Origin of the sequence: Herbidospora galbida, from assembly GCF_005233835.1 — a bacterium.
In the GTDB taxonomy this organism is placed as follows: Bacteria; Actinomycetota; Actinomycetes; order Streptosporangiales; family Streptosporangiaceae; genus Herbidospora; species Herbidospora galbida.
In genome coordinates, this window is the sequence record NZ_SZQA01000027.1 from 58950 (window position 1) to 77965 (window position 19016).

General features: G+C 70.0%; 20 protein-coding genes. 9 read left to right on the forward strand and 11 right to left on the reverse strand.

Going from position 1 to position 19016, the window contains the following annotated elements:
- Nucleotides 1–143: 143 nt before the first annotated feature.
- Nucleotides 144–1073, forward strand: a complete 930-nt coding sequence (locus FDA94_RS25410) for a CPBP family intramembrane glutamic endopeptidase (RefSeq protein ID WP_137249593.1) — start codon at nucleotides 144–146, stop codon at nucleotides 1071–1073.
- A 513-nt stretch (nucleotides 1074–1586) separates the two neighbouring features.
- Here the strand turns inward: FDA94_RS25410 and FDA94_RS25415 are convergent.
- Entirely contained in the window at nucleotides 1587–1853 is a 267-nt protein-coding gene (locus tag FDA94_RS25415; protein ID WP_137249594.1) for a hypothetical protein, read from the reverse strand.
- An 84-nt stretch (nucleotides 1854–1937) separates the two neighbouring features.
- Between FDA94_RS25415 and FDA94_RS25420 the strand changes: the two genes are divergently transcribed.
- Nucleotides 1938–4676 (forward strand): proline-rich domain-containing protein, encoded by a 2739-nt coding sequence (locus FDA94_RS25420; RefSeq protein ID WP_137249595.1) that lies wholly within the window; start codon nucleotides 1938–1940, stop codon nucleotides 4674–4676.
- On the opposite strand, the gene FDA94_RS25425 is transcribed toward FDA94_RS25420, so the two are convergent.
- On the reverse strand, nucleotides 4673–5038 hold the full coding sequence (locus FDA94_RS25425) for an NUDIX domain-containing protein (protein WP_137249596.1): 366 nt from the start codon (nucleotides 5036–5038) through the stop codon (nucleotides 4673–4675). The genes FDA94_RS25420 and FDA94_RS25425 overlap by 4 nt on opposite strands.
- Nucleotides 5039–5110: 72 nt before the next feature.
- On the opposite strand from FDA94_RS25425, the gene FDA94_RS25430 reads away from it, so the two are divergent.
- The 3 genes from FDA94_RS25430 to FDA94_RS25440 are packed head-to-tail and all read left to right on the forward strand — an operon-like array spanning nucleotide 5111 to nucleotide 7306.
- Nucleotides 5111–5740, forward strand: coding sequence for a DUF6758 family protein (locus FDA94_RS25430; RefSeq protein WP_137249597.1), 630 nt, complete (start codon nucleotides 5111–5113; stop codon nucleotides 5738–5740).
- A gap of 10 nt (nucleotides 5741–5750) precedes the next feature.
- Nucleotides 5751–6467, forward strand: coding sequence for an MBL fold metallo-hydrolase (locus FDA94_RS25435; protein WP_137249598.1), 717 nt, complete (start codon nucleotides 5751–5753; stop codon nucleotides 6465–6467).
- A 29-nt stretch (nucleotides 6468–6496) separates the two neighbouring features.
- Nucleotides 6497–7306, forward strand: coding sequence for a RecB family exonuclease (locus tag FDA94_RS25440; RefSeq protein ID WP_170991118.1), 810 nt, complete (start codon nucleotides 6497–6499; stop codon nucleotides 7304–7306).
- Between the two features lie 386 nt (nucleotides 7307–7692).
- On the opposite strand, the gene FDA94_RS25445 is transcribed toward FDA94_RS25440, so the two are convergent.
- On the reverse strand, nucleotides 7693–8568 hold the full coding sequence (locus FDA94_RS25445; RefSeq protein ID WP_137249600.1) for an alpha/beta fold hydrolase: 876 nt from the start codon (nucleotides 8566–8568) through the stop codon (nucleotides 7693–7695).
- 66 nt (nucleotides 8569–8634) lie between these two features.
- Complete coding sequence (locus tag FDA94_RS25450) at nucleotides 8635–10329, reverse strand: DEAD/DEAH box helicase (RefSeq protein WP_137249601.1); 1695 nt, start codon at nucleotides 10327–10329, stop codon at nucleotides 8635–8637.
- Between the two features lie 351 nt (nucleotides 10330–10680).
- Here FDA94_RS25450 and FDA94_RS25455 point away from each other — a divergent pair, with 351 nt between their 5' ends.
- On the forward strand, nucleotides 10681–11334 hold the full coding sequence (locus FDA94_RS25455; RefSeq protein ID WP_137249602.1) for a ferritin-like fold-containing protein: 654 nt from the start codon (nucleotides 10681–10683) through the stop codon (nucleotides 11332–11334).
- Nucleotides 11335–11662: 328 nt separating this feature from the next.
- Here FDA94_RS25455 and FDA94_RS25460 read toward each other — a convergent pair whose 3' ends face one another.
- The 5 genes from FDA94_RS25460 to ligD (FDA94_RS25475) form a co-directional block, all read right to left on the reverse strand.
- Nucleotides 11663–11893, reverse strand: a complete 231-nt coding sequence (locus FDA94_RS25460) for a DUF3107 domain-containing protein (RefSeq protein ID WP_062339067.1) — start codon at nucleotides 11891–11893, stop codon at nucleotides 11663–11665.
- An 87-nt stretch (nucleotides 11894–11980) separates the two neighbouring features.
- Nucleotides 11981–12601 (reverse strand): TetR/AcrR family transcriptional regulator, encoded by a 621-nt coding sequence (locus tag FDA94_RS25465; RefSeq protein WP_030451799.1) that lies wholly within the window; start codon nucleotides 12599–12601, stop codon nucleotides 11981–11983.
- Nucleotides 12602–12716: 115 nt separating this feature from the next.
- Nucleotides 12717–12893, reverse strand: a complete 177-nt coding sequence (locus tag FDA94_RS39440; RefSeq protein ID WP_170991119.1) for a hypothetical protein — start codon at nucleotides 12891–12893, stop codon at nucleotides 12717–12719.
- Nucleotides 12894–12915: 22 nt separating this feature from the next.
- Nucleotides 12916–13782: a non-homologous end-joining DNA ligase gene (ligD, locus tag FDA94_RS25470; protein WP_137249603.1), complete on the reverse strand. Its 867-nt coding sequence runs from the start codon at nucleotides 13780–13782 to the stop codon at nucleotides 12916–12918.
- The gene (ligD, locus tag FDA94_RS25475) at nucleotides 13779–14708 is read right to left on the reverse strand and encodes a non-homologous end-joining DNA ligase (RefSeq protein ID WP_246060150.1); all 930 of its coding nucleotides are present in this window, start codon (nucleotides 14706–14708) and stop codon (nucleotides 13779–13781) included. Before ligD (FDA94_RS25475) ends, ligD (FDA94_RS25470) begins: the two co-directional genes overlap by 4 nt.
- A gap of 77 nt (nucleotides 14709–14785) precedes the next feature.
- On the opposite strand from ligD (FDA94_RS25475), the gene ku reads away from it, so the two are divergent.
- Nucleotides 14786–15616: a non-homologous end joining protein Ku gene (gene ku, locus FDA94_RS25480; protein WP_137249604.1), complete on the forward strand. Its 831-nt coding sequence runs from the start codon at nucleotides 14786–14788 to the stop codon at nucleotides 15614–15616.
- Here the strand turns inward: ku and FDA94_RS25485 are convergent.
- Together FDA94_RS25485 and FDA94_RS39445 are read right to left on the reverse strand one after the other, a co-directional pair.
- Nucleotides 15613–15855 (reverse strand): hypothetical protein, encoded by a 243-nt coding sequence (locus FDA94_RS25485; RefSeq protein WP_137249605.1) that lies wholly within the window; start codon nucleotides 15853–15855, stop codon nucleotides 15613–15615. The two genes, ku and FDA94_RS25485, sit on opposite strands and share 4 nt — an antisense overlap.
- 252 nt (nucleotides 15856–16107) lie before the next feature.
- Entirely contained in the window at nucleotides 16108–16680 is a 573-nt protein-coding gene (locus tag FDA94_RS39445; protein ID WP_170991120.1) for a hypothetical protein, read from the reverse strand.
- 184 nt (nucleotides 16681–16864) lie between these two features.
- Here FDA94_RS39445 and FDA94_RS25500 point away from each other — a divergent pair, with 184 nt between their 5' ends.
- Nucleotides 16865–17752, forward strand: a complete 888-nt coding sequence (locus FDA94_RS25500) for an alpha/beta fold hydrolase (protein ID WP_281286626.1) — start codon at nucleotides 16865–16867, stop codon at nucleotides 17750–17752.
- Nucleotides 17753–17817: 65 nt separating this feature from the next.
- Entirely contained in the window at nucleotides 17818–18999 is a 1182-nt protein-coding gene (moeZ, locus tag FDA94_RS25505; RefSeq protein WP_137249607.1) for an adenylyltransferase/sulfurtransferase MoeZ, read from the forward strand.
- Nucleotides 19000–19016 lie beyond the last annotated feature (17 nt).

Consider the following 19016-nt stretch of genomic DNA (forward strand, 5'->3'; position numbering starts at 1 on the left):
CACTCCCACGGCCAATGTGTAAATGGGTCCTAGCCGGCTCATGTTCCGTCTCTCCTGAGTTTGTTTCCTGTCCCAGAGTGAATCGCGGCGGGCCGCGTCTGTCTGTGGACTAATGCGCACTCGTCTGTGATGAGAATGGGGACGTGATCCAGCAGCCATCGCTCACGTCGTGGATCGTCCCGCCGCCTCCGGGTCTGCGGTACGACCAGCTCGCGCGCACTCCCGTGCACCGCTGGTGGCGGCCCCTGCTCGGGACCGTGCTGGTCGTGGTCGTCTACGTCGCGCTGACGGCGGCGCTCGGCCTGGTCGCGATCCTCCTCATGGCCGTGTCCGGGGCCACGCCGATGGCGCTGTCCCCGGGGCGGATCCTCTTCGAGGATCCGGTGCTCGACCTCGCGTTCCAGCTCGTGTCGATCGCGATCCTGATCCCCCTCTTGCTGGGGGCGGCCTGGCTGGTGCAGCGGCGCCCTCCCGGAACTCTGTCGTCGGTCGCGGGACGGGTCCGGTGGCGGTGGCTCCTGCGGTGCGTTCCATTGGCGGTCCTCGCGGTGGTGCTGGGGGAGGTCGCCCAGAGCCTGGTCCTGCTGGCGACGGGGGTTTCTCCGGGATACGGCTGGGCGGGCTGGTCGAATCTGCTGGTGCCGTTGCTGGTGATCCTTTTCCTCGTGCCCATGCAGGCGGCTGCAGAGGAGTACGCGTTCCGGGGCTGGGTGGTTCAGGCTTTCGGCGCTTATTTGCGCAATCCCTGGTGGGGGATCATCATTTCGTCGGCCGTGTTCGCGGCCTTCCACGGCTACACCGACTTCGGAATCGCCTACACGTTCGGGTTCGGCGTGCTGATGGGATGGCTGTCGGTCCGCACCGGCGGGCTAGAGGCGGCCATCGCGCTGCACGCGGTCAACAACGTGGGGGCGTTCGGGGTCGCGGCGGTGGCGGGGGAGCTCGGCTCGGCGCTGCAGCAGGGTTCGCTGCCCTGGCAGAGCCTGGTGGGAACGATCGTGCAATTTGGTGTTTTTGGGGTTGGTGTCGTGGTTTTGGCTCGTAAGTCGGGAATTTCAGTGGAGGGCGGATAAATCTCACTAGAGAGGAGGTGATCGTGGGTTGCGGGAGGGGTATCAGAGGGATTGCGTCCCTCCCAGACATATGTGGAACGGTCCTGATAGAGGAGGTAAGTGGCCGTGCCCCCCGAAGACGAGGAGCAGCCGGATGTGCCCCCGAAGCTCCACCACTCGCCACCGGGCCCTGCCACGACCCCTGAGGAGAGTTCCCGCCCGCGCACCTCACCCTGGGCCCTGCCCCCCTTCGCCGCCCCGACTCCGGAAGACCCTCCGGTACGCGGCCGCCGGCCCTACGACGCCGCGGCCGAACTCGACGACCCGGAGCCCCGTCCGGGCGACCTGGAGACGACCCAGCCCCGGCGCGCGATCGGCTCGTTACCCTTCGAGGCTCTGGGCGAGCGCCGCCATGGGCCGATCGGGCCGCGCCCGGGCGAACCTCAGGACCAGGTGATCTGGCCTCTGGGCAAATCTCCGTTACCCCCGCCGCCTGCGCCCTCGGGCGAGGGCGAACCTGCCAGAGCGGAGGCTTCAGACCCGCTGGGCTTGCCCGAGCGGGCGGGCGAGGGTCTCGGTGGCGCACGTGGCGCTGATTCCTATGAGGATGCCGGTCGTCCTGTGGGCGCGGTGGAGGGCCTTGGCGGTTCGCGGGGCGCTGATCCGTATGGCGAGGTCGACAGGTCGCGAGGTGCTGAGCCGTATGGCGAGCCCGGTCGGCCCATAGGCGCGGTCGCCGGGCTCGGTGGGGCGGGCGACGATGATCTGGGTCGATCGCGTGATCCCCTCGGAAGCCCGCATACGGACGTGGGGTCTCCCAGTGATGTGGCGCGTTCAGGGGGCGGAGTCGCTCGGGAGGGCGGACTGCCGCCCGGCGTCGAGCCCATGTATCCCCTCGACCCCGCCGTGCGCGGTGAAGAGGCGACGCCTGAGGGGATCTATCCGCCCGACCCCGGGTTGCGGCAGAGTCGGCCGTCTGATTTTCCGCCTCGGCATCACCGTCCCTACTCCACTCCGCAGCGGCCCGATGACGACGAGCGGCCCGGGCGCAGAGAGTATCCGGACAAGCTGGTCGCATCCGGGCCGCCGCGTGAGCATGGGATCCGGGTCCGGCCGGCCATCGCCGCGGAGCCCGAGTTCGTTCCGGAGCCCGAGTTCGGGCCGGGGCGGCGGGAGAAGGACGTACCGGCGGCGGTTCCGGCTGTTCGGAAGGGGCCGCCCGAGCGGATCGGGAAGCCGCCTGGTGGGCGGCCGTTGCGGCCCGACGTGCTGGCCACGCTGGGGCCGCCGCGTGGCGGGAAGCACGGGCGGCGAGGCGTGCGGGCGCAGCGGCGGCGGCCGAGGATCGGGTTGCCGTTGCTGGTCATCGTGGCGGTCATCACGGCCGCGGCGTTCGGGCTGTTCGTGGTGCGGTGGGCGACGGCGCCGGCGACGTCCGGGATCCGGCTCGCCGTCGGCGACGGGCAGTCGGGGGACTCGGCGTTCCAGGCCCCGGGGCTGCCGGGCAACGGCTCGCGGCAGGTGCTGACCTCGGTCGCCTCGTCGGGGTCGACGATCGTGGCGGTCGGCACCGACACCACCAGCGCCATCGCGCGGCCCCTGTTCATCGTCTCGGTCAACGACGGCAAGGACTGGACCCTCGGCGAGGTCAACGGGCCGCCCGGCTACGAGGCCGCGCCGGGATCGCCCGGCCGGGTCGTCGGGAGCGGCGGGAAGTGGCTCGCGGTCAGCACCGACCCCGCCGGGCCCGAAGGCAGAGGCATGTGGACGTCGGCCGACGGCCAGTCGTGGGCGGCGGTTGACCCGGCCCGGCTCGGGATGTTCCTCGAATCTGACCGGGTGACCGATCTGGCCCGGACCGCCACCGGGTTCGTCGCCGTCGGCAGCACCATGCAGGCCGACGGCACCCCGGGCGCGGTCGCCTGGACCTCCGCCGACGGGCAGGCGTGGACGCGGGTGGAGACCCCGAGGATCGGCACCCCGGACATGATCCGCACCGTCAAGGCGGTCGTGGCCAAGGGAGACAAGGTCGTCGCCCTGGCCGAACCGGGCGCCGGCACCGCGACCGTGATCCTGCGATCGGACGACGGGGGGCGGACGTGGCTGCGTACGGCGACGGCCCTGCCCGACATCAGGCCCGAGACGGGCGCTCTGGCGGCGTCGGGTGACGGCTTCGTGCTGGTGCCGACCGGGCAGCGGTTCTCAGGTCCGGGTGTACGGGTCCACTGCTCGCCCGAAGGCCAGAACTGGACCGCCTGCGGGACCATCGGCCCGCTCAGCCCGGCCGGGAGCGGCGTGCGCGGGCTGGCCGCCTCGGGGGCGGGCCTGGCCGCCGTGGTGGAGTCGGCGTGGGAGGAGTACGCCCTCTTCACCAGCGACGACGGCCGCGACTGGCGCAAACGGGCCGACCTCGGCCTCATCCCGGGGACCCTGCGCGGGCTGACCATCACCGACAGCGGACGCCTGGTCGCCGGTGGCGACAAGCGCGGCGCGGGTGACGTGGAGAACCTGCCCGTCCTGATGACGGCGGAGAAGGGCAAGGCCGCCAGGGCAGTGCCGCTGGAGAGCGTGCCGGGCCTGAACCGGCTGGCCCGCAACACCTCCGGCGTGCTGGCGGCCGGGGGCGCGTTCGTCGCGGTCGGCTCGGCCAACGGCGACGCCGGCATCTGGACCAGCGGCAACAACGGCGCCAACTGGCGGGCGATCAACTCCCAGTGGCTCGGCGGCTCGGGCCGGCAGGCGCTCTCGGACGTCGCCTACGGCCCCAAGGGCTGGCTCGCGGTCGGCAGCACGATGGCCGACCTGCTGGTGACCAAACCGCTGCTGGTGGTGTCGTCCGACGGCAAGGGCTGGCGGCCGGGGCCGGAGATGTCCGCGCCCGAGGGCCACTACTACCTGGCCCCCCAGACGGTCGCCGCCGGCCCCAAGGGCTACGTGCTGGCCGGGGAAGACCAGACCGGCGCCGGGATCGGCCCCGCGCTCTGGTTCACCGGCGACCTGAAGAAGTTCACCCGGGTGGGCGAACTGCCCGCCGGGGCGGCCGAGGTGCGCATCCACGACGTGGCCGCGACCGACGACGGCTTCGTGGCCATCGGCGGAACCGGCCGCTCCGAACGGGAGAACGGGGTCGTCTGGGTGTCCGGTGACGGGCTGAAGTGGGAGGCCAAGAACCGCGTCCTGCCCGACGACGCCCAGTCGGCCGGCCTGCGCCACATCGTCGCCCGCGACGGAAAGCTGATCGCGACCGGCACCGCCCTGACCGACGACGGCACCCGGCCCTTCTCGGCCGTGAGCGGCGACGGCGGCGACAGCTGGGAGTTCGCCTGGCTGCCCGCCGAAGCGCCGGCCGTGGTCCTCGACCTGACGGCCAGCGAGCGCGGCATCGTCGCCGTGGGCGCCCACGGGACGGGCAGCGAGGTCGACAGCTCGGTATGGGCGTCGGAAGACGGTCTGGTGTGGGTCCGGCACGGGCTCGTGGAAGACGGGCTCGGCGGGGTGGGCGCGCAGTGGCTGGAGGCGGTGACGATCTCGGGCCAGCGGGTGATCGCGGTGGGCCGCTCGACGACGAGCAAGACCGACAACATCACCATCTGGCGCAGCACCCTGTCCTCGGGGGACGCCTAACGGGGGAGGTCGTTCAGGAAGTCGAGGAGGCCCTTCGTCAGCGGGAGTCGTACAAGATCATCGGTGGTGGCCCATGTGGCCGCCGCCGCGTCGTCGCCCGGTCTGAGGTCGCCGCCGGTCACGTGGGCGTGGTAGTCGAAGATCTCATAGAAGCCGATCACGATCGTTCCGGCCAGAGCGCCCACCTGGATTTCCAGGCCGGTCTCCTCGCGGATCTCGCGGCGCAGGGCGTCGTCGTCGGTTTCGCCCTCTTCGACGCGGCCGCCGGGCAGGGACCACAGGCCCTCCGACGGCGGGTGACCGCGCTGGATGAGCAGGAGGCGACCCTCGGTGTCGCGGATGATGGCCCCCACACAGCGCATAACGCCAAGATTACGGCTAAAAGGTCCGGGGGGCCTTGACGGGTCCCGGGCATCGGAGCACGGTGAGTAACTGTGAGAGCCGCGCCCACCTGTCCCCGGTGCTTCGGCCAGCTGAGCGAGCCCAATGTCTGGTCAAGCGCCTGGCGGTGTCTCGTACACGGCGAGGTGCTGCCCTATCGCTCCCATCGGCCCGGTACGGCCGCCGTCGAACTGATCCGGGGTTCGACTGTGCCCGTCTGGCTGCCGTGGCCCCTGCCCGCCGGATGGCTGGTGACGGGGTTCGGCGAGGCCGGTGACCGGGCCACCGTGGTCGCGGTCTCCGGGCCCTCGCTCAGCTACGGGCCCGCCGATCTGCTGATCATCTCCGAGGAGCCGGGCGTGGGTCTGGGGTCCGCGTACGCCGGCCTCCCCGGTCCCGACCCCGGTGACATCGTCACCCGGACACCGGTCACCAAGATCGACGCCAACGGGCACTCGATCCCGCTCTGGGTGGTGCGGAACGGCGTACCGGGGGACAGAGCGGTTTATGTCGGTGAGGCCGCCGGGCGGTGGCTCTGGACCATCGCGTGGCCCGCCGAGGCCGGGAATCTGATCACTCTGATGCAGCTCGCGCTTGCCGATCTCCGCGATCTCGAGTGGGACGTGCCGTTCGGGGCGTTCTCTCCACGTCTGACGGGGGAAGGCGCAGCGGGAACGGGCTAGAGTGCTGTTCGTGACAGCGCGTATCGAGCGAGTGGTGACCTCGGGGGTCGTCGAGATCGACGACGTCGAGCACAAGGTTGAGAACAACACCTGGATCGTGGGTGACGACGAGGAGGTCATCGTCATCGACCCCGCGCGTGACGCGGAGAAGATCCTGGAGAAGGTCGGCGAGCGACAGGTTCTCGCCGTCATCTGCACTCACGGGCTGCCCGACCACGTCGGCGGCGCCATCGAGGTGGCCGCCCGCGACGAGGCCGTGATCGCCCTGAGCCCCAAAGACAAGCGTCTGTGGCGGCAGACCTGGGAAGACACCTGGCCCGACATCGAGATGGAGGACGAGGGCCTGTTCGCCGTCGCCGACACCGAGCTCGAGGTCATGAACACCCCGGGTGTGACGGCGGGCGGCGTGTCGCTGCTGGCCGAGTCGCTGGGCGTCGTGTTCACCGGCAAGACCCTGCTGGCCGACGGCCCGGGCAAGCTCGGCGGCGAATACCCGGCCCTGGCCGACCAGCTCACCTCGATCGGCGAGCGGCTCTTCACCCTCCCCGGCGACACCCGGGTCCTCCCGGCGCACGGCGAGGAGACCACGATCGGCGATCTGGAGCCCCTGTTCGACCGGTGGCTCTCCGGTTCGCTGACCGCCGACCCCGAGGAGCAGCAGCCCGAAGGCCCGCTGACCGACGGCACCCGCGTGTCGGGCATCCGCCTCAACGCCGACGACGACTGAGCGCGGTGGAGCAGCTCCCCCTGGAAGGAATGCCGCGGCGGCTCTTCTCGTGTACGCCGTCGCGGCTCAACTCCTGGCTCGACTGCCGCCGGCGTTACCGATTCACCTACCTCGACCGCCCCGCGCCCCAGAAGGGCCCGCCGTGGGCGCACAACAGCGTGGGCGCGTCGGTCCACAACGCCCTTGCGGCATGGTGGCGGGAGCCCTACGAGCGCCGGACCCCGCTGTCGGCGGCGATCCTGGTCTCCAACGGGTGGATCACCGAAGGCTTCCGCGACGCCGAACAGTCGCTGAGATGGCGTGACCGGGCCCGCAAGATGGTCTCCGGCTACACCGCCACGCTCGACCCCTCCGACGAGCCGGTCGGCGTGGAGCGCACGGTCGCGACCCGCACGTCGGTCATGGCCCTCTCGGGCCGCATCGACCGCCTCGACCGCCGCGGCGACGAACTGGTCGTGGTCGACTACAAGACCGGCCGCAGGCCGCTGACCAGCGACGACGCGCGGGGCTCCCTGGCCCTGGCGGTCTACGCCGTCGCGGCGAGCCGGGTGTTACGACGGCCCTGCCACCGGGTTGAGCTGCACCACCTGCCGACCGGCGAGGTCGTGGAGTGGGAACACACCGACGAGTCCCTGGCCCGTCACCTGTCCCGGGCCGACCAGATCGCGGCCGAGGCCCAGGAGGCCGACGAGGCCTACCGCGCGGGCGAGGCGACGGATGAAACTTTCGCGCCGTCGCCTGGCGTGCTCTGCTCATGGTGCGACTTCCGCAAACACTGCCCGGAGGGCCAGGCGGCCGCCCCCGACAAGGAACCGTGGGACGGTCTGGCCCCGATCTAGGCGGGCGGCGCCGCACTTGGCGACGCGGGCATCGCCCGGAGCAAGCGCGAACAGACCGCCCGTTGAATATTCAGGCGGCTGGGCCGCCCGAAATTTCGATATATCGCCCCTTGCGAAGCTTGGCTCGCCCCTTGTGAGGACGGCGCCCCACCTCAGCACGCCCCATGCCGTCGATCACGGGCGGCCATCGAGGGCGACGCCGCCCCCGCACCTTGTTCCTCGACGTTCCTCGACATCGTGTAGGTGGCCGAGACCGGGCTCAACCATGGCACGGCCGGCGCCGGAGCGGGGCACATGTGGCAGGCCGTCAGATGCAGGAGAGCCGCAAAGGCCGGGAACCCTGCTGATGTCAGGGCTTCGGCGCCTTCCCGGGAAGCCAGGCTTCGTCAGCGGGCCAGCATGGTGCTTTCGGCGGTGTTCCAGAAGCGGGTCAGTGCCGCCGCCGTCGTCTCCGGGGCCTCCACCGCCGGGGAATGGACTGCCCCCGGCACCACGACGCACTCGCAGTCGAGCCGGTCGGCCATCTCCGCCTGCAGTCTCGGTGGCCAGCCGTCGTCGTGCTCCCCGTAGAGGACCAGGGTCGACAGGCCCGTTTCGGCCAGTTCGTCGACGCGGTCGTCAGCGTCGAGGACGGCTCGGCCCATGCACTCCAGCCCGACCAGCGAGTTGGCGAACAGCCTCCGGCGGAGGAAGGCCACGATCTCCTCGGGCACGCCGGCGCGCAGGGCGTCGGGTTCCATCTTCTCGGTCCACATGGCTTCCAGGCCCAGCTGGGGCATCTTCTCCAGCATGCGCCGGCCGGCCACCTCGCGGGCGCCCACCATCCCCGCAGGGCCGGAGCTCATGAGGGTGTAGGACGCCAGTTTGCCGGTGCCGTCGAGGACGGTCTCACGGGTGACAAGGCCGCCGAACGAGTGGCCCAGCAGGTGGACGGGCTCTCCGCCGCCCACGACGGCCACCAGGGAGTCGACGTCGCGGCCCAGGGCCGCGCACGTGTAGGCGGCGGGGTCGTCGGGGCCGGGTGTCTCGAACTGGCCTCGCAGGTCGATGGCCACCACGCGGCGGCCTGCCTGGGCCAGCGTCTGCAGCACCGAGAGGAAGTCTTCCTTGCTGCCGGTGTAGCCGGGCACCAGCAGGGCCGGCCACCGGTCGGGCAGCCCGCTGCCGGGCAGGGCCTCCAGGGCGGCGAACACCCCTTCAGGGGTTTCGATCCGCTTGGGGCTCACCCCGGGTGGCAGGTCCAGGAATCTCGGCGTACTCACGTGAAGCCACGATACTGAAACCCGCAGGGCGCCGCAGATGAGCAGCGGAGCCCTGCGGTGTTCGGGCTAGTTCCGGCGCGGGCGCGGGCGGTTGCCGCCGGAGCCGGAGTGACGGCCGTTGCCGCGCTGGGCCTTGCGCTCGGTGGCGGCCGAGGGCGCGGGCAGATCGTCTTCGGTGGCCAGATCGGGCGAACGGAAGATGATCGCGAACGGGCTGGCCGGGATGATCTTCTCGGGTTCGGCCGGCCGGGTGGTCTCCATGGGAGTCACCTCCACCTCTTCCTCAACTTCGTGAATCTCATCGTGGATCGGATCGAGGATGTCGCCCTCGAAGAGCGCCGGGGCCGCGGGGGCCTCGACGACGTCGACGACGTCGACGACCTCCGGGAGCTCGGCGACGGTCTCAGCGACGGTCTCGGCGACGGTCTCAGCGACGGTCTCGGTCTCGGTGACCTCGTCCGACGTGCGGCCGCCCCGGGTGCGACGACGGCTGCGGGCCGGGCGCTCTCTGCGCTCGTCCTTCTCCCTGTCGCGGTCCCTGTCGCGGTCTCGATCCCGATCCCTGTCCTTGTCCTTGTCGCGGCGGCTGCGGGTGCGGCCGGTCTCGCCGAGGTCTTCGATCTCCTCGGCGTCGAGGCCGGCCCGCGAGCGGTTGGCGCGCGGCAGCACGCCCTTGGTGCCCGCCGGGATGCGCAGCTCTTCGAGCAGGTGGGGCGAGCTGGAGTAGGACTCGGCCGGCTCGGGGTTGCCGAGGCCCAGCGCGTTGTTGATGACCTTCCAGCGGGTCATCTCGGTCCACTCCATGAACGTCACCGCGACGCCGGTGCGGCCGGCGCGGCCGGTCCGGCCGATGCGGTGGACGTAGGTCTTCTCGTCCTGCGGCAGGTCGTAGTTGACCACGTGGGTGACGTCGTCGATGTCGATGCCGCGGGCCGCCACGTCGGTGGCCACCAGCACGTCGATCTTGCCGTTGCGGAACGCCCGCAGGGCCTGCTCGCGCTGGCCCTGGCCGAGGTCGCCGTGGACGGCCGCCGCCGCGAACCCGCGGTCGCGCAACTGCTCGTGGACCATGTCGCAGGCCCGCTTGGTCTCGCAGAAGACCATCGTGAGACCCCGCCCCTCGGCCTGCAGCAGCCGGGCCAGGATCTCGATCTTGTCCATCCGGTGGGTGCGGTAGACGTACTGGGTGACCTGGGAGGGGGCGTCGTTCTCCGCCTCGGTGGTCTCCGCCCGCACGTGGATCGGACGGGTCAGGTAGCGCCGCGACAGCGCCACGATCTCGCCCGGCATGGTGGCCGAGAAGAGCATGGTCTGCCGCTGCTCCGGCACCAGCTTGATGATGCGCTCGATGTCGGGCAGGAAGCCCAGGTCGAGCATCCGGTCGGCCTCGTCGAGCACCATCATGGTGATCTGGCTGAGGTCGAGGTGCTTCTGCTTGATCAGGTCGAGCATCCGGCCCGGGGTGCCGACGATCACGTCGACGCCGCTCTTGAGCGCCTCGACCTGTGGCTCGTAGGCGCGCCCGCCGTAGACGGTCAGGATGCGGGAGCCGAGCTTCCCGGCGGCCAGGACGAGGTCTTCGGTCACCTGGAGGGCCAGCTCACGGGTCGGGACCAGAACGAGGCCCCTGGGCTTCTTGCGGTTCTTGCGTGGCTTCCCGACGGACTGGAGCATCGCGACGCCGAAGGCGTAGGTCTTGCCGGTACCGGTGCGGGCCTGGCCGATGACATCCTGGCCGGACAGCGCGAGGGGGAGAGCCATCTCCTGAATAGGGAAAGGTGAGACGATGCCCTCGGTCTCCAGGGCATCGGCGATCTCTGGGATGACACCCAGGTCTCGGAACGTCGTAATCGTCGCCTGCCTCAGTCGTGTGGCGAAGGCGGTTTCGTGACCAAACGGGCTCGCGTGCCGGGTCCTTACGAAAGGCGCCTTCGACGTCGTACGCGACCGCGCGCAGCCAAACTCTCTGGGGGTTACCGGGAACAGATACCCCGGATCAACACAGTGCGGTCGCACTTCTCACCGAGCAGTCTACTCGATACCACAGCTGCTAACCGATTTGCGGCGTGTTTCGCATGTTTCTTCGTGAGCCCCTCCCCCTACGCTGCTGCCATGACCATTTCCCGGCCCGGTGTCGTCGACCTTCTGGGCGTGCTCGCCTACGCCGAGCTCACCGCGTTCCTCCGGATGGCGCAGGACGCCTCCGTGCTGGCCCCCTCGCTCACCGACAGGGCCGCGCTCGGCGACGTGGCGGCCACCGAATACGGCCACTTCCGGCTGGTCCGCGACCGGATCGCCGACCTGGGAGCCGACCCGGAGGAGGCGATGGCCCCCTTCGCCGACGCCCTCGACGCCTGGCACGAGCAGACCCAGCCGGGAGACTGGTACGAGGCCCTGGTGAAGGCCTACGTCGGCACGGGGCTGGCCGGCGACTTCTACCGGGTGGCCGCCCGGCGGGTCGACGAGGAGACCCAGAAGCTGGTCGACCAGGCGCTCGCCGACGAGGCCCGCTCGGAACTGGTCGTCGAGCGCGTCAGGAAGGCCCTGGAGGAGGATCCGCGCCTGGGGGGCCGGTTGGCCCTGTGGGCGCGGCGGCTGGTCGGCGAGGCGCTGAGCCAGGCCCACCGGGTCGCCGCGGCCCGGCCGGAACTCGCCGAGCTGCTCGTCGACGGCGACGACCTCGCGGCCGTCGGACGGATGTTCGCCCAGCTGACAGAGGAGCACGGCAAGCGGATGTCGGCGCTCGGGCTGACCCCCGGAGGCTGAATCAGGCGCCCCAGAGTGATGATCGAGAGGCGTGAAGGCGCCATGGGGTTGTACCGTGCGAGTTATGAGGGCCTCGCGCCGCTACGGCAGTTCCTTGACAAGATGTGGACCGAACCGATGGGCCTCCCGCGCCGTGTTGCGCAGGGCGAGCTCAGGATGCCCGACCATCAGCAGACGCAGGGACGACGCACACATCCCACGCAGACGTCCGCCGGGCTGTATCCACGGTCCCCGTTAGAGAAGCCAATGGGCGCCGCCGTCCAAAAGCGGCGCCCGAAGGCGTTCAAGCGAGATGCGGCCGTGGCTCGCGCCGGTGAATCCGCCTAGATCAGAGAGTGCCGCCGAACCCGACCGAACGGCTGGCTCCCTCTCCGATCTCGATGAAGCCGAGCGCCGCTACGGGCACGATCACCCGGTTTCCCTTGACGTCGGTGATGGAGAAGACGCCTCGGTCGGCCGCGAGCGCGTTGCGGATCTCCGCCTCGATCTCCTCGACGGTGAGGTCGGTCTCGACGACGAGTTCACGGTGCACCGACTGAACGCCGATCTTGATTTCCATCTGGGCCCCTTTCGAGAGGGTTCCATGGTGGCCCCGGAAATCGCTGCGGCAGAGCTCTGATCGCGGCGGGCGTAACTCCGGGCGTGGCTAGGTCGTGCGCGGGAAACCGCCGATGCCGCGCCAGGCCAGTCGGGCGATGAGCCCGGCCGCGGCGTCTTTCGGGATCGCGCCGCCGCTGGTCAGCCAGTAGCGGGCGCTCACCTCGGCCATGCCGACGAGCCCGACGCCGAGCAGGTGGGCGTCTTCGCTGGAGCAGCCGGTGTCTTCTTGGATCACCTCGGCGATCGCGTCGGCGCTCTGGCGCAGCGATCGTTCCATGCGCTCGCGGACCGCCGCGACGTTGCGCAGGTCGCTCTCGAAGACCAGCCGGAAGGCCTCGCCCTGGCTGGAGACGAAGTCGAAGAACGCGCCGATGGCGGCCTGGACGCGCTGCTTGTTGTCGGTCGTGGAGGCCAGCGCCTCCTTGCAGCGCGACACCATGTCGTCGACGTGGACGTCGAGCAGCGCCAGGTAGAGCTCGAGCTTGCCCGGGAAGTGCTGGTAGAGCACCGGCTTGCTGACACCGGCCCGCTCGGCGATCTCGTCCATGGCGGCGGCGTGGTAGCCGTTCTCCACGAAGACCTCTTGGGCGGCGCTGAGCAACTGGCGACGGCGGGCGAGCCGGGGCAGCCGGGTGCCCCGGGGCTTGGCGTCCGGGGTAGCGGTCACGGCCTCTCCTTGCGCGCGGGCTTCTTCGAGCAGGTTCCTGGCGCGAGCCACTGCCGGCCTTCGGCCGTCAGCGTCTCGCTTTCGGCGGCCCCCATCCTACGGCTGGGTCACCAGGTCAGCGATAGTCGTCCTCGTCGTCGGCATATGCCCGCTTCTGGTCGGTGGCGTCCGCCGGGTCGACATCCAGGGGCAGATCCTCCGGCCAGGGGTTCTCTTCGGGTTCGTCGTCGAGGGGGCGGTTCTGCTCGGCGACGTCGGCCTCAGTAGCTTCGCTTCCGCTCTTCTCGGACATGGCGTCCTCCTCTCGGCCCACACTACGGGAACAGGTCTCCCGACGCCTCGACCCGCGCCAGCACGTCGGACGGCGTGAATCTGAGCTGGTCAGGGTGGTCGCAGGCGGCCACCTCGTCCCAGGTCAGGGGGGTGGAGACGGTCGGGTGCGGGTTGGCGCGCATGGAGTAGACGGCGACGGTGGTCTTGGCGGGGTTGTTCTGGCTCCAATCGATGAACACCTTCCCCGGGCGTTCCCGTCTAGCCATCACGGCGGTGACGAAGTCGTGCCGGCGGGCGAGCCGTTCGGCGAGGGCCTTCGCGTACTCCGAGGTGGTCACCTCCGAGGTCCACGGCACATGGAGCTGCATGCCCTTGTTGCCGCTCGTCTTGGCGTGGCAGTCGAGGCCCTCCTCGGCCAGGGCGTCGCGCAGCAGCAGCGCCACCTCGCAGCACTCGACGATCGTCGCCGGCGCTCCCGGGTCGAGGTCGAAGACCAGCAGATCGGGGGGCAGCGGCTCGCCCTCGCCCGACACCCGCCACATGGGCACGTGCAGTTCCAGGGCGGCCAGGTTGGCGTAGTAGACCAGCGTCGGCAGGTCGTCGACGATCGCGAAGTCGATGGTCTCGCGGTCTTTGGTGCTGCCGGGGACGGGCAGACGTACCCGGCGGACCCATGACGGCGTGTGGGCGGGCGCGTTCTTCTCGAAGAAGAAGGCCCCGCCGACGCCGTTCGGGTAGCGCTTCACGGTGAGCGGGCGCCCGCGCAGGTGGGGGAGCAGGACGGGCGCGATGCGGGTGTAGTAGTCGATCACCTCGGCCTTGGTGAACCCGGCCTCGGGGTAGAGGGTCTTGCCGAGGTTGGTCAGCACCAGGTCGCGACCCTCGACCTGGACGGGGACCTTCTTCACAGCCGTACCTCCGCCGGGATCACGTCGGGGCGCAGGCCGCGCCAGGCGGGGGCGCGCAGGCGGCCCTCGGCGGTCTGGTTGGCGTAGGTGACCTCGCCGACGAGTTCCGGGCGCACCCAGCGCGCGTCCCTGGCGATCTCCCTGGGCAGTTCTCTCGTGTACGCGCTGCGCGGGATCTCCAGCGGTACGAGCAACGTGAACAGCTGATCGAGGGCGGCGTCGCTGAATCCCGTACCGACATGACCCAGGAAGACGAACCCGTCGGCGCCGAAGGCGCCCATCAGCAGCGACCCGATCCCGCCCGACCGCCGCCCACGGCCCGGCCGCCAGCCGCCGATGACGACCTCGCGTTCGACGACGTTCTTCACCTTGATCCACCAGGGTGACCGGGTGCCCGGTCGATAGCGCGAGTCGACGTGCTTGGCCACCACCCCTTCGAGCCCCTGCTCTTTCGTCGCCGCCACGACGTCGGGATGGCACGGGAAGGTGGGCGCCACCGTGATCCCGAGCGACTCCAGCAGCGCCCGCCGCTCGTGGTAGGGCCGGTCGAGCAGTGCCTCGCCGTCGAGGGCGAGCAGGTCGAAGGGCATGTACGTCACCGGCACCGCCCGCAGCAGCCCATGGGCGGCGGGGTCGCCGACGTGCATGCGCCGCTGGATCAGCTCGAACGACGGCTTCCCGTCGTGGTCGAACGCGACGACCTCCCCGTCGAGCACGACCGAGTGGCCGGGCACCTCCAGGCCGCCGACCTCGGGATAGCGCCCGGTGACCTCGACGCCCTTGCGGCCGAACAGCCGGGGCGCACCCTCCAGGTAGGCGAGGACCCGGATGCCGTCCCACTTGACCTCGAGCACGTAATGGGCGCCGTCCGACGGCAGCGGGCCGGGGACGGCGAGCATCGGTTCGACCGGGTATGGCAGTGCCACAGGGGGTATGTGCCCATTAGGTAAGTCATCTGAATCCCGACATGGCGGTATTCGAACACAGAGACGAGAATGTGGCTATGCGCAGCATCTGGAAGGGCGCCATCTCGTTCGGCCTGGTGACGATCCCCGTGAAGCTCTACTCGGCCACCGAGCAGAAGGACGTCTCCTTCCACCAGGTGCACCGTGAGGACGGCGGCCGGATCCGATACAAGCGCGTGTGCACCGTCGACGGTGAAGAGGTCGCCTACGCCGACATCGCCAAGGGCTACGAACTGCCCACCGGCGACATGGTGGTGCTGACCGACGACGACTTCGCCGACCTGCCGCTGTCGAGCTCCCGCCGCATCGACGTCCTCCAGTTCACCCCCGTCGAGCAGATCGACCCCATCTACTTCGCCAAGTCCTACTTCCTGGAGCCCGACGCCCAGGGCGCGAAGCCCTATGTGCTGCTGCGCGACGCCCTGGAGCGGTCGGGTCAGGTCGCGATCGTGAAGGTCGCGCTGCGCCAGCGCGAGTCGCTGGCCACCCTGCGGGTACGCGACGGGATCTTCGTCCTGGAGACGATGCTCTGGCCCGACGAGGTGCGCACCGCCGACTTCGCCTTCCTCGACGAGGACATCGACCTGCGCCCGCAGGAGCTCAAGATGGCCGAGTCGCTGATCGAGACGATGGTGGCCGACTTCGACCCGGGCGAGTACAAGGACGCGTACAGAGAAGCGCTCCAGGAGGTCATCGACGCCAAGGTGGCCGGGCGCGAGGTGATCCAGGCCGAGGCGCCGGCCGAGGCGGGCCCCGCCGTCGACCTCATGGCCGCCCTGCGGGCCAGCGTCGACGCCGCGAAGCGCGAGCGCGAGGGCGCCCAGAAGAAGAAGGCGGAGCCCAAGAAGAAGGCCCGCAAGACCGCCTAGTAGCGGACGAGGTCGAGCTCGAACCTGTTGCCTCTCCTCAGATAGGCGTCCTGGGTGTAGCCCACCCGGCCGTTGCCGACGCCGACGACCCGGCGCCACCTGTTCTCCTCGCCGAAGAGCCGGCAGCTGCCGGTGATGAAGTCGCCGAGGTTGTAGAGGTCGTCAATGATTTTGCTCTTGACGTCGGGTGCCGCGTGGACCGGGGCGGCCGCGTTGAACATCGTCTTGGCGCCCCTCATGAGCTGATACGAGCAGACCTCCGCGTCCGCGGGGGCCGCAGCCGCGGTCACGAGGGTGCCGGAGGCCAGGGCCGCCGCGATGGCCAAACCAGTCAGACGGGTTATCATCATCACTCCCAGTAATCAATATGCTGCTCTGGGTGATAACCCTGCGTGACCAAACGAAACGTGCCGCGATGACCGGAGTCATCGCGGCACGATCGTCGCTGGGATCTCAGAAGACCACTCAGGTCATTCCGTGATCAGGTCCTGCTAGTTGCGGTGCCAGCGGTACTGCTTGTGGAGGTGCCAGCCCTCCGTGAAGCCGCTGCGCGGGCTCCAGCGGTGACGCTTGAAGTGCGACTTGACCTTGTGGAAGTGGTGGCCGCCGTGGAAGCCGTGGCCCCAGTCGCCGCCGTCGCCGCCCCAGTCGCCGCCGCCGTCGCCGTCCCAGCCGCCGCCGCCCCAGCCGCCGCCGCCGTGGTGGTGGCCGCGGACCGGGTGGCACTTACCGATGGTGTAACCACCGGAGTGCAGGTAACCGACGATCCGGCTGCGGTGCCACGGGCGGTGGTAGACCCGCACGTAGTGACGGAAGCGGCCCGCCGGGAACGCACCGTGGTGCAGCTTCGGGTCGGCGTGGTGCGAGCCGTGCCGCACCTTGAAGACGCAGGTGTGGTTGTGGAAGTGGTGGTGACCGTGGTGGCCGTGCCCGTGGCCGTAGTCGTCACCCGACCACTCGTAGCCACCGCCGTCGGCGGCGGCGGGAGCGGCGAGGGCGATGACGGCGCCGCCGCCGACGAGGGCGGCGGTAGCCAGGGTGCTGGCGAGCTTCTTGAGCTGCATCAATTACTCCTTGTGATTGGCTGGTGCCTGATCGTGTTATGTCCTCACTCAGGGTGACAAAACGGGCAGTATCCGGCTTTTGCGGTCACTTAGCGTAGTCATGGAGTACGATGGCGTGGATTGTCCGTAAACGGCGGGAGGACGTGGCGTGACAAACCCGATTCCTTCGGAGAAAACGGGCCCGGTGCCCGACTGGCCGAGCGACCGGGTCGATCTTGGCGATCTGCGGCTCAATTACCGGACTACGCCTGACGGGCCCCAGGAGAAGGCCGTGATGGTCCACGGCCTCGCGGGCTCGGCGACCAACTGGACCGACCTCTCTGACCTGCTCAAAGACCAGGTGCGCACGTTCGCGCCCGACCTGCCGGGCGCCGGGTGGTCACCCGAGCCCGAAGACCGCGACTACTCGGTGTCCGCGCACGCGCGGGCCATGGTGCGGTTCATCGAATGGGTGGGCGGGCCCGTTCACCTGTTCGGCAACTCGCTGGGCGGTGCGGTGTCCGTACGGGTGGCCGCGCAGCGTCCCGATCTGGTGAAGTCGCTGACGCTGATCTCGCCGGCGCTGCCCGACCTGCTGCCCCGGGTGGGCCCGGCGCGGGTCGCGCTGTCGGCGGTGCCCGGCGTGGCCGAGTTCGTGGTGCGGCGGATGTCGGTGACCGTGCCGCCCGAGCGGCGCATCCAGGCCACCATCTCCATGTGTTACGGCGACCTCGACTGCGTCCATCCCGACCGGCTGGCCGCCGCGATCAAGGAACTGCGCCGCCGCGACGACCTGCCCTACTCCGCCTCGGCCATGATCGGCTCGGCCCGGGGCATCGTGCGCGAGTACTTCCGGTCCGACCTCTGGCGTGAGGCGGCCCAGGTCGAGGCCCCCACCCTGGTCATCCACGGGCGCCGCGACCGCATCGTCGACGCGCGCATGGCCAGCCGCGCCTCCCGCGCCTTCCGGGACGTCCGCATCGTGACGCTGCCGTGGGCGGGACACGTGGCCCAGATGGAGTCGCCACAGATCGTCGCCCGCGAGGCCCGTGCGCTGATTCGGGAATGCGCGGACGCGCCGGTTAGGTTGTGATGTGGAGCGTGCCCCTCCGGGGGCGCGAGCCTTACCCTCGAACGCCCTGAAACGGGAGTGGAACTGTGTCGTTGCCACCGCTGGTCGAGCCGGCCCCCGAGCTCACCGTTGACGAGGTGCGCCGCTACTCGCGCCACCTGATCATCCCCGACGTCGGGATGACCGGGCAGAAGCGGCTGAAGAACGCCAAGGTCCTGTGTGTGGGCGCCGGCGGTCTGGGTTCCCCCGCACTGATGTACCTGGCCGCGGCGGGCGTGGGCACGCTCGGCATCATCGACTTCGACGTGGTCGACGAGTCGAACCTGCAGCGTCAGATCATCCACGGCCAGTCCGACGTCGGCCGCCTCAAGGCCGAGTCGGCCGCGGCGACCGTGCGCGAGATCAACCCGCTCGTCAACGTGGTGATCCACAACGTGGCCCTCACCACCGACAACGTGATGGACATCTTCTCGGGCTACGACCTGATCGTCGACGGCACCGACAACTTCGCCACCCGCTACATGGTCAACGACGCGGCGGTGCTGCTCGGCAAGCCCTACGTGTGGGGCTCGATCTACCGCTTCGACGGCCAGGCCAGCGTCTTCTGGGCCGAGCACGGCCCCTGCTACCGCTGCCTCTACCCGGAGCCCCCGCCCCCCGGCATGGTTCCGTCGTGCGCCGAGGGCGGCGTGCTCGGCGTGCTGTGCGCCTCGATCGGATCGATCCAGGTCAACGAGGCCATCAAACTGCTGACCGGCATCGGCGACCCGCTGGTGGGCCGTCTGATGATCTACGACGCGCTTGAGATGAAGTACCGCGACGTCAAGGTCCGCAAGGACCCCGAGTGCGTGCTGTGCGGCAAGAACCCGACGGTCACCGCGCTGCTCGACGACTACGAGGCGTTCTGCGGCGTCGTCTCCGACGAGGCCCAGGCGGCCGCGCAGGGCTCGACGATCACCGCGCTCGAGCTCAAGAAGTGGCAGGACGACGGCGAGAACATCTACCTCGTCGACGTCCGCGAGCCCAACGAGTACGACATCGTCAGCATCCCGGGCGCGACGCTGATCCCCAAGGGCGAGTTCCTCAACGGCTCGGCCCTGGAGAAGATGCCGCAGGACAAGAAGATCGTCCTGCACTGCAAGTCGGGCGCGCGCTCGGCCGAGGTGCTCGCGGTGCTGAAGAGCGCCGGGTTCTCCGACGCCGTCCACGTGGGTGGAGGCGTGCTGAGCTGGGTCAAGACGGTAGACCCGTCTCAGCCGACTTACTGATACGACCCATCTGGCCC

Coding starts and splice junctions, on each gene's coding strand:
- FDA94_RS25415 (WP_137249594.1), bottom strand. CDS start 1,853: ATGCGGGCTTCCGAGGGGATCACGCGATCGACCCAGATCATCGTCGCC.
- FDA94_RS25420 (WP_137249595.1), top strand. CDS start 1,938: ATGTATCCCCTCGACCCCGCCGTGCGCGGTGAAGAGGCGACGCCTGAG.
- FDA94_RS25425 (WP_137249596.1), bottom strand. CDS start 5,038: ATGCGCTGTGTGGGGGCCATCATCCGCGACACCGAGGGTCGCCTCCTG.
- FDA94_RS25440 (WP_170991118.1), top strand. CDS start 6,497: ATGCCGCGGCGGCTCTTCTCGTGTACGCCGTCGCGGCTCAACTCCTGG.
- FDA94_RS25450 (WP_137249601.1), bottom strand. CDS start 10,329: ATGGCTCTCCCCCTCGCGCTGTCCGGCCAGGATGTCATCGGCCAGGCC.
- FDA94_RS25455 (WP_137249602.1), top strand. CDS start 10,681: ATGACCATTTCCCGGCCCGGTGTCGTCGACCTTCTGGGCGTGCTCGCC.
- FDA94_RS25460 (WP_062339067.1), bottom strand. CDS start 11,893: ATGGAAATCAAGATCGGCGTTCAGTCGGTGCACCGTGAACTCGTCGTC.
- FDA94_RS39440 (WP_170991119.1), bottom strand. CDS start 12,893: ATGTCCGAGAAGAGCGGAAGCGAAGCTACTGAGGCCGACGTCGCCGAG.
- ku (WP_137249604.1), top strand. CDS start 14,786: ATGCGCAGCATCTGGAAGGGCGCCATCTCGTTCGGCCTGGTGACGATC.
- FDA94_RS25485 (WP_137249605.1), bottom strand. CDS start 15,855: ATGAGGGGCGCCAAGACGATGTTCAACGCGGCCGCCCCGGTCCACGCG.
- FDA94_RS39445 (WP_170991120.1), bottom strand. CDS start 16,680: ATGCAGCTCAAGAAGCTCGCCAGCACCCTGGCTACCGCCGCCCTCGTC.